Annotated in this window: 1 protein-coding gene and 1 pseudogene; one reads left to right on the plus strand and one right to left on the minus strand. The window is 61.2% G+C overall.

The window, feature by feature from the left end; genetic code table 11:
• Positions 1-483 (minus strand): TlyA family RNA methyltransferase (locus tag EN939_RS35295; RefSeq protein ID WP_164751566.1); only part of this gene is annotated, 483 nt, incomplete at its 3' end.
• 324 nt (positions 484-807) lie between these two features.
• Here EN939_RS35295 and EN939_RS35300 point away from each other — a divergent pair.
• Positions 808-1,112, plus strand: a pseudogene (locus tag EN939_RS35300) (sterol desaturase family protein); the annotation flags it as partial.

Consider the following 1,112-nt stretch of genomic DNA (forward strand, 5'->3'; position numbering starts at 1 on the left):
GACGTCGGAACCGATGAAATCCGGAATACGCCCGCTGAGATCGGCAACGGCGAGGTCGCGGGCGTTCAGTCCTTCGATCACCGTCACACGCGGGTCGCCGCCGATATCAGGATGCATCTGGCCATGACCGACATCGACCGCGGTGACATGGACCACGCCGCGCTCGAGCAACACCTGGGTGAAGCCGCCGGTCGAGGCGCCGATGTCGAGCGCTTCAGAGCCGGCAGGGTCGAGGCCGAAATGATCGAGCCCACCGATCAGCTTGAGTGCCGCGCGCGACACATAGCCTTGCGCCGGATCATCGATGGCAACAAGGCATTGCGGCAAAACGCTCTGGCCGGGCTTGCGCGCAATGACGCCGTCGACGGTCACCGTGCCACGCTCGACCGCGTCGCGGGCACGTGAACGGCTGGCAAACAGCCCGCGCTGGACGAGCAGGTCGTCGAGCCGCTGGCGTGCGCTGGCTGGCAGAGGCGAATTCATCGGCCTTCATGGCGAAAGCCGATGACGATGGCAAGAGCACCGGCCGGAAGCATCTCGTCTCACGTTCCCATCATCACGCCCAGCACATTGGACTGCGGCGATGGTGAGGCGTTCCGTCACGCCGACCACCCTATGAATATCTATCGTTGCGCCGGTTGAGACGGATGACCGCCGAAGCATGAGGTCTCGTCGCCTGCCGATAAGTGCCTAAAATCTAGAAAGCCTCATGATTTCTTAACCAATTTTCATCGCATTTGCTTGAGGACTTCAATGTTATGACCGCGACGACCGGAAAAGCCGGATGAAGAGGCGGCAACCTTGGAAATGGCCAGCGATATCGTCTACAAGGTTCTTGACCGGATTTCCGGCGCCGGCCTGCTGGCGACCGGACTTCTGTTGCTGACTGCTTTGGTCAGCGCCCTGGTCGCCTACTGGCGCACGGTCGAGAAAAAGAGCTGGAAAGAGTTCTTCGAGTTCGCAGTCCCGCATGAGGTCATCACGCACCCTTCGGCGAAAGCCGACCTTTTGTTCTGGGTGACGCGGAAGGCGCTGATGCCATTCCTCATGCTGCCCGCCGGCGTCGTCTTCGTCAGCGCCGTCGGCTATGCTACGAACTGGTTGCTCTCCAC

Origin of the sequence: Mesorhizobium sp. M7A.F.Ca.CA.002.05.1.1 (assembly GCF_003998335.1) — a bacterium.
Classification (GTDB): Bacteria; Pseudomonadota; Alphaproteobacteria; order Rhizobiales; family Rhizobiaceae; genus Mesorhizobium.